Origin of the sequence: Microbacterium suaedae, from assembly GCF_003254645.1 — a bacterium.
Lineage (GTDB): Bacteria > Actinomycetota > Actinomycetes > Actinomycetales > Microbacteriaceae > Microbacterium > Microbacterium suaedae.
The window spans coordinates 411,518-425,668 of the sequence record NZ_PNFD01000003.1 but is presented as its reverse complement, the minus strand read 5'-3'; the positions used below and the strand labels follow the sequence as shown (position 1 = coordinate 425,668).

Annotated in this window: 14 protein-coding genes; 6 read left to right on the top strand and 8 right to left on the bottom strand. The window is 68.3% G+C overall.

Annotation, left to right across the window (positions count from 1 at the left end):
* Positions 1-9 precede the first annotated feature (9 nt).
* Positions 10-1,281, top strand: coding sequence for a histidine kinase (locus C0012_RS11520; protein ID WP_162621760.1), 1,272 nt, complete (start codon positions 10-12; stop codon positions 1,279-1,281).
* Entirely contained in the window at positions 1,278-1,931 is a 654-nt protein-coding gene (locus tag C0012_RS11515; RefSeq protein WP_110588030.1) for a response regulator, read from the top strand. Before C0012_RS11520 ends, C0012_RS11515 begins: the two co-directional genes overlap by 4 nt.
* A 73-nt stretch (positions 1,932-2,004) precedes the next feature.
* Here the strand turns inward: C0012_RS11515 and C0012_RS11510 are convergent, their stop codons facing one another.
* Together C0012_RS11510 and C0012_RS11505 are read right to left on the bottom strand one after the other, a co-directional pair.
* Entirely contained in the window at positions 2,005-2,508 is a 504-nt protein-coding gene (locus C0012_RS11510; protein ID WP_110588031.1) for an aminoacyl-tRNA deacylase, read from the bottom strand.
* Between the two features lie 87 nt (positions 2,509-2,595).
* Complete coding sequence (locus C0012_RS11505; protein ID WP_232527902.1) at positions 2,596-3,111, bottom strand: DNA helicase; 516 nt, start codon at positions 3,109-3,111, stop codon at positions 2,596-2,598.
* Positions 3,112-3,209: 98 nt separating this feature from the next.
* Here C0012_RS11505 and C0012_RS11500 point away from each other — a divergent pair, with 98 nt between their 5' ends.
* Positions 3,210-3,767 (top strand): peptidylprolyl isomerase, encoded by a 558-nt coding sequence (locus C0012_RS11500; protein WP_110588033.1) that lies wholly within the window; start codon positions 3,210-3,212, stop codon positions 3,765-3,767.
* A gap of 46 nt (positions 3,768-3,813) precedes the next feature.
* Positions 3,814-4,722: a rhomboid family intramembrane serine protease gene (locus tag C0012_RS11495; protein ID WP_110588034.1), complete on the top strand. Its 909-nt coding sequence runs from the start codon at positions 3,814-3,816 to the stop codon at positions 4,720-4,722.
* A 315-nt stretch (positions 4,723-5,037) separates the two neighbouring features.
* Here C0012_RS11495 and C0012_RS11490 read toward each other — a convergent pair whose 3' ends face one another.
* Positions 5,038-5,274: a cell division protein CrgA gene (locus C0012_RS11490; protein WP_110588035.1), complete on the bottom strand. Its 237-nt coding sequence runs from the start codon at positions 5,272-5,274 to the stop codon at positions 5,038-5,040.
* 67 nt (positions 5,275-5,341) lie between these two features.
* Here C0012_RS11490 and C0012_RS11485 point away from each other — a divergent pair, with 67 nt between their 5' ends.
* Both C0012_RS11485 and C0012_RS11480 read left to right on the top strand, forming a co-directional pair.
* Positions 5,342-6,112, top strand: coding sequence for a class E sortase (locus tag C0012_RS11485; RefSeq protein WP_232527901.1), 771 nt, complete (start codon positions 5,342-5,344; stop codon positions 6,110-6,112).
* Positions 6,112-6,300 (top strand): hypothetical protein, encoded by a 189-nt coding sequence (locus C0012_RS11480; protein ID WP_110588037.1) that lies wholly within the window; start codon positions 6,112-6,114, stop codon positions 6,298-6,300. The genes C0012_RS11485 and C0012_RS11480 overlap by 1 nt, the downstream gene beginning before the upstream one ends.
* A gap of 10 nt (positions 6,301-6,310) precedes the next feature.
* On the opposite strand, the gene pknB is transcribed toward C0012_RS11480, so the two are convergent.
* From pknB to C0012_RS11455, 5 genes are all read right to left on the bottom strand, one after another.
* Positions 6,311-8,077, bottom strand: a complete 1,767-nt coding sequence (gene pknB, locus C0012_RS11475) for a Stk1 family PASTA domain-containing Ser/Thr kinase (RefSeq protein ID WP_269777945.1) — start codon at positions 8,075-8,077, stop codon at positions 6,311-6,313.
* A gap of 85 nt (positions 8,078-8,162) precedes the next feature.
* On the bottom strand, positions 8,163-9,992 hold the full coding sequence (locus C0012_RS11470; RefSeq protein WP_110588038.1) for a serine/threonine-protein kinase: 1,830 nt from the start codon (positions 9,990-9,992) through the stop codon (positions 8,163-8,165).
* Entirely contained in the window at positions 9,989-11,449 is a 1,461-nt protein-coding gene (locus tag C0012_RS11465) for a penicillin-binding transpeptidase domain-containing protein (protein WP_110588039.1), read from the bottom strand. Before C0012_RS11465 ends, C0012_RS11470 begins: the two co-directional genes overlap by 4 nt.
* Positions 11,446-12,825, bottom strand: a complete 1,380-nt coding sequence (locus C0012_RS11460; RefSeq protein ID WP_110588040.1) for an FtsW/RodA/SpoVE family cell cycle protein — start codon at positions 12,823-12,825, stop codon at positions 11,446-11,448. Before C0012_RS11460 ends, C0012_RS11465 begins: the two co-directional genes overlap by 4 nt.
* A complete protein-coding gene (locus tag C0012_RS11455) occupies positions 12,822-14,144 on the bottom strand; it encodes a PP2C family protein-serine/threonine phosphatase (RefSeq protein ID WP_110588041.1) in 1,323 nt (440 codons plus the stop codon). Before C0012_RS11455 ends, C0012_RS11460 begins: the two co-directional genes overlap by 4 nt.
* Positions 14,145-14,151 lie beyond the last annotated feature (7 nt).

The following is a 14,151-nucleotide window of genomic DNA, read 5'->3' as shown; positions in this document are numbered from 1 at the left end:
GTGTCGACCATGCGAAAGCGCGCGCCTGGACCGGACGGCGCCCGCGTGAGGATCCGCTCGCGCCTCCGGGCGGCCTGGGACGCGCCTCGGGCCCCCGGGGCTGCAGGGCCCCGCGCGCGGGATGGCGTGCTCGTCGCCATCGTTGCGGTGGTGGCGGCGACGGAGGGCGCGGTCCGGACGGATCTCGCGTGGCCCGTCCCCGCGGTCGCCGTGACCATCCTCATCGCGCTCGCCCTGCCGTGGCGTCGGCGTCATCCGCTGCCGATCGTGATCGGGATCTCGTTGGCGGTCGCGGGCCTCGAGCTCGCCGCCTTCTCGGCGGGCGCCGGACAGAATGCGCTCGCGGCCATGTTCGTCGCGATCCTGTTCCCGTACGCGCTCTTCCGGTGGGGATCCGGGCGCGCGCGCGTCGTCGGCGGCCTCGTGCTCAGCGCGGGGCTCGCCCTGTCTGCGGCATCCGGAGGCGAGGGCGTCGCCGGCGCGGTCGCGGGCGTCGCGTTCGTCGGAGGCACGTGCCTGGCGGGCGCCCTGCGGCGGGAGCGCGTTGATGCCCGTGCACGCGAGCGGGACGGGATCCGGGCGCGGGAGCGCGAGGCCCTCGCGCGTGATCTGCACGACACGGTCGCCCACCACGTGTCGGCGGTGGTCGTCCACGCGCAGGCGGCGCAGGCGCTCCTTCCCGCGGATCCCGGGCGCGCGGCGGGATCTCTCGCCGAGATCGAGACGGAGGCGCAGGCGGCGTTGGGGGACATGCGCTCCCTGGTGCGCGTGTTGCGCGACGACGCGCGGCTCTCGTCCGGCGGCGCGCGGACCTCCCCGCCCCGCGCGGACACCCGTGAGCCCGATGCGGGTCGCGAGCCGACGCCGGGCCATCGCGAGCCCAATGCCGAGGACGCGCCTCTCGCGCCGACACCGGGGATCGCCGCGCTTTCGGCGCTCGCCGCGGACGGGCCGCCCGCCGTGCGGGTCCGCGTCGACGCAGAAAGCCTTCCCGAGCTCCTGGCGCAGACGGCGTTCCGGATCGCGCAGGAGGCCGTGACGAACGCGCGTCGTCACGCGCTCGAGGCGACCCTGATCGACGTGGCCGTCGCCGCTGCGGGGCCGTCCGTGACGATCGAGGTGACGGATGACGGATCCGCGCCCTCCCGCTCACGCCGGGGGTACGGGATCCTCGGCATGGCCGAGCGCGCGCACCTGCTCGGCGGCACCTGCGAGGCGGGTCCGGATCCATCGGGCGGGTGGCGTGTCCGGGCGGTGCTTCCGAGGGGCGGGAACGGATGATCCGTGTGCTCATCGCCGACGACCAACCGGCCATCCGTTCGGGGCTGCGCGCGCTGCTGGAGACGCAGGGCTTCGACGTCGTGGGCGAGGCCGCCGACGGCGAGGAGGCCGTCGCGCGCGCTCGGAGGCTGCGCCCCGACGTCGTGCTCATGGACATCCGGATGCCGCGCCGCGACGGAGTCGAGGCGACGAGGATCCTTGCGGGCCCCGATGCCGCGGATCCGCTCGCGGTCGTCGTCGTGACGACCTTCGACCTGGACGAGTACGTCTACGGCGCGCTGCGGGCGGGCGCCAAGGGGTTCATCCTCAAAGACGCTGGACCGCAGCTGCTCGGCGAGGCCGTCCGCGCGGCCGCGGACGGCGACGCGCTCATCTCGCCGCGCGTCACCACGCGGCTGCTGGAGAGGTTCGCGGAGCCGCGGTCCGTCGTGGATCCCGCGGAACCCCTCTCGCCCCGAGAAGAGGAGGTGCTGCGCTTGCTCGCGCGAGGCCTGACGAATACCGAGATCTGCGAGGAGCTGTTCGTCTCGCTCGGCACGGTCAAGACCCATATCGGGGGGATCCTCGCCAAGCTCGGTCTGCGCAATCGCGTCGAGGCCGCGATGTGGGCGCACGAGACCGGAAGAGCGTCGCCACCCCCGAGCCCGTGAGTGAGCATCCGTCCCGCGAGTGAGCGTCGATTCAGATGCGCTGCCGCGAGAACGATGCACGCTCGCGGAGCAGCTATTCCTTCGGGAGGACCCCGCGGATCCCGTCGATCGGATCGGTGATGTCGGCGACCGTCGCGTCGTACGCGTCGAGGAGCGCATCGGCTTCGACGTACAGGGCGTAGTCGTGCGCCCCCGCGCCCATCGAGATACGCTTGCCGCGTATGCGTTCATCGGCATACACGGGCCAGTCGTGCGTCGATCCGAGCGGCACGATCGTGCCGCGCTCGTAGCCGGTTGCCTCGAGGGCGAGCTCGGGCTCCGGTAGACGCAGCTTGTTGGCCCCCACAGCGGTGCGCAGCTTCGCCCAGGAGATCGCGCGATCGCCGGGAACGAGGGCGAAGTAGTACCGGTCGCCCTTCCCCTTCACGACGAGCGTCTTGACGATGTCTGCGGGCGTGATGCCGCGCTGGGCGGCGGCCTCCTCGAGGGATCCTGCCCGAGGCGAATCGCGGATCTCGATGTCCAGCCCGCGCGCCTCGGCGGCGTCGCGCACTCGCCGGGTGGGGTCGTCGGTCATTGTCCTCTGGTCCTTCTCAGATGCGGGAGCAGGCAGCGAAAAGGGGTGCGCGGCCGACGAACGGCCCGCGCACCCCTCTTCGTGGGATCACGCGTCGGGAGCGGCGACGGCCTCGTCGGCGACCCAGAGCTCGTCTTCGGCGCTGAGCGTCTTCCACGCGACGACGAAGATGCCCACGGCCGCGGCGATGCCCAGGACGGCGGCGATGACGGCGCCTGCGCTCGACTTCTTCTTGGGCGGCTCGACGACGATGGTCTTCCTGCCGAGCTTCGCGGCCGTCGCGTCGTAGGCGCCGATCGCTCGCCCGATCACGCCGCCGGCGGCGGGGATCACGCGGCCGTCGAAGAATTTCTTGCCCTTGCGGTAGCCGTCCTCGGCGTAAGGGCGAGCACGATCAACGTACGGCTCGACGTACTCGTGGTACTTCCTGCGCGCCTCGGGCGCGAGCACTTCCTGATTGATCGCGCCGAGCTGACGACCGGCCGCACGGGCCACGTCGGCGGCCTCGGCGGCGACTGCGCGCTGGGCCTCCAGCACCTTGTTGGCCGTGCCCTGGAGCTTGCGGAGCTCCTTCTTGCGCTTCCTGCTGAGGCTGACGCTCACGTGTGTGCCCTCCCGCCTAGTGGACGTACTTTCCCCCATCCTGCCACGAGGGCTCGGATACCGGCGAGGGAATCGGGGTTCTCTGCGAGAATGGTTCCATGACTCAGCACACGGCCGTCGCCACCGTCCACACGAATCACGGCGACATCGTCATCAACCTGTTCGGCGATCACGCGCCCGTCACGGTCGACAACTTCGTCGGCCTCGCCACGGGCGAGAAGGAATGGCAGGATCCCCGCACGAACGAGAAGGGCGACGGTCCGCTCTACAAGGACGTTGTGTTCCACCGCATCATCCCCGGCTTCATGATCCAGGGCGGCGACCCGCTCGGCCAGGGTATCGGCGGCCCCGGATACAACTTCGACGACGAGATCCACCCCGAGCTGAACTTCAACGAGCCCTACATCCTCGCGATGGCGAACGCGGGCAAGCGCCCCAACGCCATCACGGGCAAGATGAGCGGCACGAACGGCTCGCAGTTCTTCATCACGACCGACCCGACGCCGTGGCTGCAGGGCAAGCACACGATCTTCGGCGCCGTCGCCGACGATGACTCCAAGAAGGTCGTCGACGCGATCGCCGCGGTCCCGACGGGTGCGAACGACCGCCCGACGGAGGACGTCGTGATCAGCTCGATCGACATCGCGACCGTCTGACCCACCCGCTCCGCACGAAGCTCTGCCAGATCGGATCCCACCCGCAGTGACGTCGAACTCGTACGCCGACAACCCCGACAACTACTGCTACCGGCATCGTGATCGGCAGAGCTTCGTGCTGTGTCAGCGGTGCACCCGCACCATCTGCCCCGATTGCCAGACGCAGGCGTCGGTGGGGTTCATCTGCCCCGAGTGCATGAAGGAACAGCGGAAGAATCGCACGCCCGCGCAGAAGCGCGCGGCTCGCCGCTGGGGGCGCGGGGCGGGCGGATCCGTGGCGTCGTCGTTCGGATCCAGCAGCACGCGGGTCATGACGACGCTGTTCATCGTGACGGCGGTCGTGTATCTCACGCAGATGCTGGGGCGAGTCGTGCCGGGCCTCGACGTGCAGGCATGGCTGCTGTTCTGGCCGCCGTACCTCTACCCCGATGTGACGGCCACCTTCCAGCCGTGGCGCGTCCTCACGGCTGCATTCGTGCACTCCGGATTCTGGCACGTCGCTCTCAACATGCTCGCGCTGTGGATGGTCGGACGATCGCTCGAGCCGCTTCTCGGCGCGTGGCGCTTCCTGACGACTTATCTGCTCAGCGCCGCGGGCGGCTCGGCGGCCGTCGCCGTCCTGGCGTTCTCCACCCCCGTCGTCGGCGCCTCGGGAGCGATCTTCGGCCTCTTCGGGGCGCTGCTCGTCGTCGGCCGTCATCTCGGCGCGAACATGACGGGCATCTACGTCGTGCTCGGAATCAACCTCGTGATCGGCTTCATCCCCGGCATGAACATCGCCTGGCAGGCGCACCTCGGCGGGCTCATTGTCGGCGCGGCCGTCGGGTTCATCCTGACGCGCACGCGCCGCCCGTCGCAGCGGAGGATGCAGATCGGGCTTCTCTGCCTCGTCGGCGCCGTCGTTGCAGCGGCTTTCCTCGTGCCGCCGCTGACGGGATATCTGACTCTCACCTGAGCCCGCGGCGCCCGGGATTCTCCACGCCCTGTCCACAGTGCGTGTGAGGTTTTCCACAGCCGAGACCGGGTTCTCCACGACTTCAGCGGTGTTGTCCACCGTCCGTCCACGCGTTCTCCACCGAGAATCCGAGGTTCTCCACGGACTTATCCACAGCTTTGTCCCCAGTTGGGGAGAATCACACGCGTGTTATTCACAACTGGGGAAACGCCTGGGGATGAATGACAACGGTGTGATTCACCTCGCCGGGTGCGCGCGAAACGCCCCGTCCGGAGCGGGTCCGGACGGGGCGTCGTGAGGTGTCGAGGGGCGCGGCTATCGCCAGCGCGTGGCCATGATGAGGCCGATGAATGCGAGCCCGCCGCCGATCACGAGGTTCCACGCGCCGATGTCGGGGATGGGGAACTGCGAGCTCGAGAGATAGAACACGAGGATCCATGCGAGCCCGAGCAGGAAGAACGCGACCATCACGGGCTTGAACCACACAGGGTTCGGCAGCGGCTCACCCGGAACGTGGGTGATGTCGTCGTCCTCGTTCTGCTTGCGTGCCATGCCGCCAGTCTACGGGAGGGGCCGCCGCAGATGCGACGGCTCGGCGCAGGCCGGTACGCTCGAACGCGTGACCGTCGAGGCGAAACCTCTGCAGCGTCCGCGTCCGTACCGGGCTCGGCGCAGGGCGACCGTCGCGAGCGTGCTGGGCGAGCTGCTCATCACGGCGGGTATTGTCGTGATGCTCTTCATCTCGTGGCAGCTCTGGATCGGCGATCTCATCATCGGTGAGCAGAACAACCTCGCGGGGGCCGAGCAGATCGAGCAGTGGTCGGGTCTCGAGGTCGCCCCGCCCCCTGTCACGGAGGATCCGGAGACGGGGGAGCGATCGTACGAACCGCCGGCGCTCGAGCATCCCGACGAAGGCGAGGTGTTCGCCACCATGCGCGTGCCGCGCTGGGGAGACGACTACAAGGTCAACATCGCGGGCGGCACGACGCGCGCCGTCACCCTCGACCACATCGGCATCGGGCTGTATGACGACTCCAGGATGCCGGGTGAGGTGGGGAACTTCGCGGTCGCCGCGCACCGCACGACCTTCGGTAAGCCGTTCGCCGACATCACGACGCTGCAGATCGGCGACGCGGTCGTCGTCGAAGCGCCAGAGGGGTGGTTCACGTACCGTTACCGTTCGCTCGAGTACGTCGTCCCCACACAGCTCGACGTGCTCTCCGACGTCCCGCGCATGCCGGAGGTCGAATCGAGCGGCACGCGCTACATCACCCTGACCAGCTGTTCGCCCCGGTTCTCGCTCGCTGAGCGGATCATCGGATACGGCGTGTTCGAGTCGTTCACGCCGAGATCCGAAGGCGAGCCCGATTCCCTGAAGAGCGTGAGCTGATGTACGCAGGACTCTGGCGAATCCTCCCCGGACCGTGGCCCGTGAAGCTGCTGATCCTTCTCGTGCTGCTCGCGGCCGTTCTCTACGCGTTGTTCTGGCATGTCTTCCCGTGGATTGCGGGGATGATCATCCCCGACGAGGCCACGGTCGGCATGGCACAGGTGGTGAGGGGCGCGGCCCTTCTCTAGACCGGCACGCTCACTCGTCGTCGCCCGACTCGGGTTCGCCTGAGCAGGTCGAGAGCGTCACGGTTGAGTGCACGGGAACGTCGCCGGGCGCGGGCGACTGGGCGATAACGGTCGGTGTCTCGCTCGCTTCGCAGGTGGCGTCTTCGTGAGTATCGGGGGTCAGGCCGAGTTCCTCGAGTTCGGCGATCGCCGCCTGCAGCGTGAATCCCGCGAGGTTCGAGGTCGTGACGCGGCCCGTGGCGATCGTGAGGTCGACCATCGAGCCGTGCAGCACCTCGTCGCCTTCGGACACCGCATCCCCGTCGACGTGCGCGCTTAGAACGGTGCCCTCGTCGCTGGCGGGGTCGTTGACCGGCAGCACCCGGCCGAGATGCAACCCGTCGGTCGCTGCGATCGCGTCGCGCGCTGACTGCTCGTTGCCGTCGACGAGCTCCGGGAGCACCGACATGAGCCGACCTTCGGAGACGATGACGTCGACCGTTGCGCCGGTCGACACCGAGGTTCCGGGCGCGGGGTCCGTTCGGATCACGACGCCTTCGTCGACCGTGTTGCTCGGCTCAGTGCGTTCGGTGGGAACGAGATCGGCGTCTTCGAGGGCCGCCGCGGCGTCTGCGTAGTTCATCTGTGAGACGTCGACGACGTCGACGGTGTCGGCGGCGCGCAGATCGAGAGGGTCCGTTCGCACGACCCAGAACCCGACCGCGGCCACGAGCGCGATGAGCAGGGCGATCGCCGCCCACACCCAGGCCACGGGAGGTCCAGACTGCGTGCGCGCGATCCCGGTCTCGGCCGACAGCTGGGTGAGCGTGTGCTCAGTCTCGTTCTGCTTCTGCTGACGCTCGCCGTAGAGATCGTCAGTGAGAGCTTCCATCTGGCGTCGCGAGAGCGTCTTGCCATCGAGCGCTGCGTCGAGCTCTTCTCGGAACGTCGCCGCATCGGCGAAGCGCTGCGCCGGATCCTTCGCGAGCGCCCGCAGGACGACGGGATCCAGCTGCGCCGGCGCTTCCGCAGAGATCGCGGTCGGCGGCACCGGGGCCTCGCGCACGTGCTGATACGCGACAGACACGGGGGAGTCGCCACGGAACGGCGGACGACCGGTCAACAGCTCGTAGAGCACGACGCCGGCCGAGTAGATGTCGGCGCGCGCATCGACCTGATCGCCCTTCGCCTGCTCGGGGGAGAAGTATGCGGCCGTTCCGAGGATCGTCGTCGTCTCGGCAACCGTTGCGGACGTGTCGCTCACGGCGCGCGCGATGCCGAAGTCCATGACCTTGACCTGGCCGTCGTCCGTCACCATGACATTCGCGGGCTTGATATCGCGATGGATCACGCCCGCTCGGTGCGAGTACTCAAGCGCCTCGAGGATCCCATCGACGTAGCGGGCGGCATCGTCGGCCGGAAGGGCGCCGTCCGCGACGATGTCCTTCAGCAGGCGCCCATGCACCAGTTCCATGACAATGAACGGCGTGTGCTTCGTGCCGCCGGTGCCGTCGTCCTCGAGGTCTTCTCCCGCGTCGTAGACGCGCACGATCGAGGGGTGGGACATGCGGCTCGCGGCCTGAGCCTCGAGCCGAAACCTGGTTCGGAAGGTGTTGTCGCTCGCGAGATCCTTTCGGAGGATCTTGACCGCAACCTTCCGCCCGAGCGTGAGGTCGTAGCCGCGATAGACGCTCGCCATGCCGCCGCGGCCGATGAGAGAGTCGACGCGGTAGCGGCCCGAGAGGATCCGTTCGTTCTGGACGGGCGCCTCCAGCGCCTGAGTTCGCTCATCCGACACGTCGTCGCCTCCCCCCAAGGTGTGCGTGCATGGCCTGGATCGCAAGACTAGCGGAGCCGAATGACGACCCCGCTCAGGCGAGGCCTCACGCGCTGGCGTCGTCCTCCGAGTCTCCGAGCAGATCGTCGACGGCGGCCTCGTCGTCGCCCGTTGAGCCACCCTCCCGCGGCTGCGGAGTTCCGGTGGGCTCGGGCGTCGGCTCCGGAGCGGGGTCCGTGGCCGCGACGGGTTCCATGGAGGCGGCCGCCGAGCTGCGCTGGGAGTCGCCGTTGGTGCAGATCGCCTGGTAGGAGGCGCCGACGTACTGCGCGTCTTCATCGATCGTCACCTGCGCGACGTAGCCCTCCGCGCCGAAGACACGCTCGCGGGATCCGTCGTCGAAGCGGGCGTCCTCGAGTGTCACGGTGTAGCCGGAGACGCTCCCCGTACCGCTCGGGCACGTATAGGGAGACCAATTCAGCTGGGCGGACTCGCCGCGTACGAGCTCGCTTTCGCTGAACGACGGCGCAGAGCTGGGCGCCGGGATATCAACGAGCCCGCCATATACCGTGGCGGTGATCGTGGTGCCCGCGGCGACGAAACCGCGCGGGGAGATCTCGTAGATCGTGCCTACCTGATCCTCTGTGGTCGCCGCATTGCCGTCGACGCATTCGAGCGTCACCTGAGCATCCTGCTCACTGATGGTGCGGCTCGCCTCGTCGCAGGTGAGGCCCTCGAGGGAGAGAGCCGTCACGTCGATGAGGTCGGCGCTGGGCGTCGGTGTCGCCGTCTCGGACGGCGTCGGCTCGGCCGACGGCGTCGGCGTCTCGGACGCCTCGGGGTCGCCACCGAACAGGCCAGAGGTCATGCCCCACACCGTGCCCACGATCACCACGACCAGCAGGATGATGAGCGCGATGAGCGGCCCGGTCCACGGGCTGCGTTTCTTCTTCGGCTTCTCGGCGACCTCTTCGTCGGGCGCGCCCATCGGCAGCGGCGACGTCGTCGGCATCATCTGCGTGGCGGCGCCCGTCGCACCGAGGAGCTGAGTCACGTCGCCATCGGCGCCCGCCCCGGCCGCGCCGATCATCGGAGCGGCCGCGATCGCGGCCGAGAGGTCGCCTCGACGCAGCGCATTGCATGCGCGCGAGACGGCCGCCGCCGAGGCGGGGCGGTCGGCGGGCTTCTTCGCGATCATCGCGAGCACGAGGTCCCGCACGGGCGCGGGGATCGACTCGGACAGGGGTGGCGGAGCGTCGTTGATCTGCGCCATCGCGATCGCCACCTGCGACTCGCCCGTGAACGGTCGCTTCCCGGCGAGGCTTTCGTAGGCCACGATCCCGAGCGAGTAGATGTCGGTCGCGGGGCTCGCGGGGTGTCCCGACGCCTGCTCGGGCGACAGATACTGCACGGTTCCCATGACCTGACCGGTCGCCGTCAGAGGCACCTGGTCGGCGATGCGGGCGATGCCGAAGTCGGTGATCTTCACGCGACCGTCGGGGGTGATGAGGAGGTTTCCCGGCTTGATGTCGCGGTGGACGAGGCCCGCTGCGTGGGCGGCCTGGAGGGCAGAGGCCGTCTGGGAGACGTAGTCGAGCACCTTGTCGGCGGGAAGCGACGTGTCGCGCTCGAGCATCGTCGACAGAGCCTCGCCCGGGACGAGCTCCATGACGAGGTACGCGGATCCGTTCTCCTCGCCGTAGTCGAAGACGCTCGCGATGCCCTCGTGATTGACGAGCGCGGCGTGGCGGGCCTCGGCGCGGAAGCGCTCGAGGAAGCCCGGATCCCCCATGTACTCGTCCTTGAGGATCTTGATCGCGACCGTACGGCCGATGACGTGATCCGTGGCTTCCCAGACCTCGCCCATCCCGCCGATGGCGATACGCGAGATCAACTCGTAGCGCCCACCGAACGTCACACCCTGCGTTGGCCTCATTGTGCGAGCACCGCCTCCATGACCTTCTTCGCGATGGGAGCCGCGATCGTGTTTCCTGAACCAGATTGACCCATGCCGCCGCCATCTTCCACCACGACCGCGACTGCTACCTCAGGGTCGTCGGCGGGAGCGAATCCGGTGAACCACAGCGTGTACGGCTCGTCCGGGCCGTTCTCCGCAGTGCCCGTCTTTCCGGCCACGTCAACGCCCTCTATTCTTGCACCCGTCGCGGCGCCCGATGCGACGCTCGAGACCATCATCTCCGTGATGGCGTCTGCGTCGTCCGCGCTGAGTGGCTGACTCTTCTCGGAGGCGGCGTACTGCTTCTGGATCGAGAGGTCGTCTCCGACGATCTGATCGACCATCCAGGGGCTCATCAGGGCGCCGTCGTTCGCGATCGCGGCCGACCAGAGTGCCACCTGCAGGGGCGTCGATGTGACCTTGCTCTGGCCGAAGCCGGTCTGCGCCGTCTCGTCCGGGGTGAGGTCTGCGGGATACCCCGAGATCGCCGAGGCGAGGGGGATCTCATAGCCCGCGTTGAATCCGAACTTCTCTGCCTGCTCGCGGATCGCGTCATCGCCGAGCTCGACAGCGAGCTGCGCCATCGGCACATTGCAGCTCAGCTGGATCGCCGTCGCGAGCGTGACCTCATCGCCGTCGCCGCATGTGCCGCGAGTGGCGTTCATCACTTCGGTCGAGGTTCCGGGCAGCGTGTACGCGGTGAGGTTGTCGAACTCGCTGTCGGCCGAGAAGTCACCCGACGACAGCGCCGCCGCCGCCACGACGAGCTTGAACGTGGACCCCGGAGGGTAGATGGAGTCAACGGTGCGGTTGATCAGCGGGTCGCCAGCGTCGTCCAGCAGCTGCTCGTAGGCGTCGTTCGCGGCTTCGGGGTCGTGCACCGAAAGCTGGTTGGTATCGAATCCGGGAGTTGAGACGAGCCCGAGGACCCGGCCCGTGTCGGGTTCGATGGCGACGACGGCGCCCGTGTATCCGGCATTCACCATCGCCTCGTACGCGGCGCGCTGCACGGCCGGGTCGAGGCTCAGCTCGACCGAAGACCCGCGCGGCTCCTGCCCCGTGATGACCTGTTCGAGTCGCGACAGGAACGCCGAATCGGCGAAGCCCGAGAGCTCCTGATTCATCGTCTGCTCGATGCGCGTCGCGGTGTTGAGGGCCGGATTGAGCCATCCCGTGACGCTCGACCACATTGCGGCGTCCGGGTAGAGACGCTGGTAGGCGTAGAGATCGTCGGTCGACTGCGAGCGCGCGATTTGCTCGCCGCCCGCGATGATCGGCCCGCGGCGCACCTCGTACGAGTCGTAGAGCGTGCGGCGGTTGTTCGGGTCGCTCTGGAGCTCGCTCGCCGTGAAGACCTGGATCACGCTTGTCGACGCGAACAGCGCGACAAACATGAACACGACGATGATGCTGATCCTGCGGATCTCTTTGGTCATCCGATCACCGCCCGGGGCTGTCGACGTACGGCATCGCTCACGCGAAGGAGGATCGCGACGATGAGCCAGTTCGCGAGGAGCGAGGAACCGCCCGCCGCGAGGAACGGCGTCGTGAGGCCCGTCAGCGGGATCACGCGCGTCACGCCGCCGACCATGATGAACACCTGCAGCGCGAGAGTGAAGGAGAGGCCGACGGCGAGGAGCTTGCCGAAGTCGTCCTGGCCCGCGACGCCGATGTGGGCGCCACGGCTGACGAACACGAGATAGAGGGCGAGGATCGCGAACAGCCCGACGAGGCCGAGCTCTTCGCCGAGGCTCGGGATGATGTAGTCGCTGTTGGCGACGGGCGTCAGGTGTGGCCGGCCCTGGCCGAGGCCCGTCCCGAACATGCCGCCGTGCGCGAGCCCGAACAGGCCGTTGACGAGCTGGAAACTGCCGCCCGCCGGGTCGTTGTACAGTTCGTCGTCGAATGCGTGGATCCAGGCGTCGAAGCGGCCGTGCACATACGGCATGACGAACGTCGCCGCGACCGCGCCTGCGCCTGCGAGGGTGACGCCGATGAGCACCCAGCCGGTCTTGCCTGTCGCGACGTAGAGCATCGCGACGAACATTCCGAAGATGAGCATGCCGGTGCCGAGGTCTCGCTGCGCGACGATGATGCCCATCGACACGAGCCAGATCACGAGCAGCGGACCGAACTCACGTGCCCGCGGGAACGTGAATCCGAGGATCCTCTTCCCGGTCGACGTGAGGCTCTCGCGTGTGCGCACGAGGTACCCGGCGAAGAAGATCGCGAGGCAGATCTTCGCGATCTCGCCCGGCTGGAAGTTGAACCCGGCGATCCGGATCCACACCGTCGCATTGCCACCGCCGTTCAGGAAGGGGATGAACGGCAGGATCAGCAGCACGACGCCCGTGAGCCCGAAGATGTACGTGTATCGGAACAGCACACGGTGGTTGCGCAGGGCCCAGACCAGCACCGCGCACAGGGCGATCGACAGCATCGCGTACATCAGCTGGTGCAGACCCGCCGATGTGTCCTGCGCGAGGTCGATCCGATAGATCATCGCCGTGCCGAGGCCTGTCAGCAGCAGGGCGACCGGCACCAGGAAGGGATCGGCCTGCGAGGCGCGGAACCGCAGCACGATGTGCACGGCGAGCGCGAGAGCGCACATCGCGGCGACGACGTACAGGATCGACTGGTCGACTCCCCCGAGCGCCCCGAACTGCACGAGGACGAATGAGCCGATCGTCAGGAGGATGGCGAACAGCAGCAACATGAGTTCGCGATTGCGCAGGCGCTGCGCCTTGCGCATGCGGCGCAGCTCTTTCTTGACGCCCCTGTCGGATGTCTGTTCGGTCTCGATGTCGGTCATGCGTCACCTCCCCCGTCGGGTGTCGCGGACGGTGTCGGTGTGCGCGTGGGATCAGGCGTCGGGGTCGGCTCGGGCTCGACATCCTTCGCCGGCACGCGTGACCGGAGGTTCTCGACGATCTGCTGTGCCTCCGCGAGCGAATCGGCGCTGATTGTCTCTTCGACGCGCGACCGCCAGGCGGCGGGGATCTCGTCGATCAGCACGTCGGTGTCCTCGTACGCGGTCGACAGCGCGATCGGGCCGATCGACTGCTGGATGCCCTGATAGATCACGACGGTGTCGTCGTCGGTGCCGACGTAGTAGCGCGTCTGCGTCCAGTCGTAGAACAGCCAGGAACCGGCGGCGATCGCGGCCGCGAGAAGCAGGAGTGATCCGAGGCCGATGATGCGTCGTCGCCGTGCACGCCGGCGGTCTTCGGCGATGAGTTCCTCGAGGTACTCGGTGTCGGGTTCGAAGTGGCTCGGTTCGTTTGCGGCCGCGCGCTGCGGGTGCAGCCAGCCCGTCGGCAGGAGCGAACGTGAGGCCGGCACGTCGACGCCGTCGGGGTTCGACGCCGACCCGACGATCGTCGGCGTGCCCGTATAGAGGGGGTGCTGGCCCCCGACGTCGACGATGACGATCGTGACGTTGTCTGGCGCACCGCCGTCGAGCGCTTGCTTGAGCAGATTGTCGGCCGTCCGCGCGGGAGGCAGCTGCAGCTTGAGCGCCTTCTCGAGGTGTGCCTCGTCGACGACGCCGGAGAGTCCGTCGGAGCACAGCACCCAGCGGTCGCCGGGTCGTGTCGGCATGATGAACGTGTCGACCTCGGGGTTCGCGTCCATGTCCCCGAGTACGCGCATGAGAACCGAGCGGCGAGGGTGGTAACGCGCCTCCTCGGGCGTGATCCTGCCCGTCTCGACGAGGCGCTGCACGAACGTGTGGTCGGTCGTGATCTGCGTCAGGTCGCCGTCGCGATACAGGTAGATGCGCGAGTCGCCGATGTGGCCGATGGCTGCGTACTCGTCGACCATGACGATGCCGCTGACGGTTGTTCCGAGGCCGGCGAGCTCGGGTCTGCGGGATGCGATCTCGATGAGGTCGCTTGCGGTCGACGTGATCGTCGCGCGCAGAGCCTCTTCGGCCTGAGCCGGAGAGTCGAAGTGGGCGTCGAGCCCCTGGAGCCGGTTGATCGCGATCGCCGAGGCGACATCGCCGCCGGCGTGACCGCCCATGCCGTCGGCCACGACGAACAGATTTGACCCGGAATAGCCCGAATCCTGGTTGTTCGAACGGACGCGTCCCGTGTGGGAGATCGCGGCGCTGGAGCCCTCGAAGACCATCGGGTGT